2 protein-coding genes are annotated in these 1532 nt (G+C 64.7%); both read left to right on the forward strand.

Annotated elements, in window-relative coordinates; translation table 11 throughout:
* On the forward strand, positions 1–946 hold a 946-nt coding region (locus EOB59_RS29030), incomplete at its 5' end, for an ABC transporter ATP-binding protein (protein WP_245486804.1).
* A gap of 202 nt (positions 947–1148) precedes the next feature.
* On the forward strand, positions 1149–1532 hold a 384-nt coding region (locus tag EOB59_RS29035), incomplete at its 3' end, for an ATP-binding cassette domain-containing protein (RefSeq protein ID WP_128289802.1).

Genomic DNA, 1532 nt, shown 5'->3' on the forward strand with positions numbered 1-1532 from the left:
CGGCATGGAAGAGCCGACCGGCGGCAAGATCCTGTTTGGCGAGCGCGACATGGCCGGCGTGCCGATGGGCCGGCGCGGCGTCGGCTTCGTCTTCCAGAACTACGCCATCTTCACGCATATGACGGTGCGCCAGAACCTTGCCTATGGACCAAAAATGCGGGGGGCTGCCAAAGCCGAGATCGATCGCCGCGTCGGCGCCATCGCCGAGATGCTGCAGCTTTCGCCGCTGCTCGACCGCAAGGCCGACAGGCTGTCGGTCAATATATTGCAACGGGTGGCGATCGGCCGCTCGGCGATCATGGAGCCGGCGATCTTCCTGCTCGACGAGCCGCTGTCCAATGTCGACGCCGCTTTCCGGGCCGTCATGCGCACCGAACTGAAGCAGCTGCAGCGGCAGTTCCGCCAGACCATGGTGTATGTCACCCACGATCAGCTCGAGGCGATGACCATGGCCGACCGCATCGCGGTCATGGATCATGGCGTGCTGCAGCAGGTCGGCACGCCGCTCGAGGTCTACAACGATCCGGCCAATGTCTTCGTCGCCCGCTTTATCGGTGCGCCGGGCATGAATCTGCTCAAGGGCAGGCCAGCGGAGAGCGACCGCGGACTGGTCGTCGATCTCGGACCGCTGGGCGTCACGCCGCCGCTGCCGGGCGAACTCGCGATGGCCATGCGCGGTGCGCGCGGCGAGGTGCTTTACGGATTCCGGCCTGAACAGGCGACGTTGGTGCAGAATGGGCAGGGGCTCGCAATGCCGGTGACCTTTGTCGAACGGATCGGTGCGCGCACCATCGTTCATCTCGGCCAGGGCGAGGCGGCTGTGAAAACGGTGTTCGACAATGATGTCGGACTGGCTATCGGCGACACCGCTGTCATCGCCCCCACTACGTCGTCGGTGCGCGTCTTCGACGCCGCTACCGGCCGCGCCATGAGGGTGGGAGGCTGAGATGTTGGTCCGGCAAATTTTCGCAAGTTGGCGCCGCCCCTCACCCTTACCCTCTCCCCGTGTAGAGACGGGGAGAGGGGGGCGTCATCGTTGGAGCTTCTCCCTTCTCCCCGTCCCTATACGGGGAGAAGGTGCCGGCAGGCGGATGAGGGGCGGCGCCGGCGTTCGCTACCTGTCACTGATCCGTGGAGCGACCTGAGCCATGGCCGATATCGTCTTCCGTAATGTGACCAAACGCTACGGCAATACACTCGCCGTCGATGACGCCTCGTTCACCGTTAACGACAATGAGTTCTTCTGCTTCTTCGGTCCGCCGCTGTCGGGCAAGTCGACCATCCTGCGCCTGGTGCTCGGGCTGGAGACACCTGACACCGGCGAAATCCTGATCGGAGGCAGGCCGGTCAACGCGATGTCGCCGGCCGAGCGCAACGTGGCGATGGTGTTCCAGAACCTGGCGCTGTTCCCGCATATGAGCGCGCTCGAAAATGTCCGCTTTCCCCTGGTCGAACGCCGGGTCGCCGAGGCCGAGATCAAGCGGCGGGTCACCGACGTCGCGGCGAAGCTGCATATCGGCCATATCCTGCCC

Origin of the sequence: Mesorhizobium sp. M7A.F.Ca.MR.176.00.0.0 (genome assembly GCF_004023165.1) — a bacterium.
Lineage (GTDB): Bacteria > Pseudomonadota > Alphaproteobacteria > Rhizobiales > Rhizobiaceae > Mesorhizobium.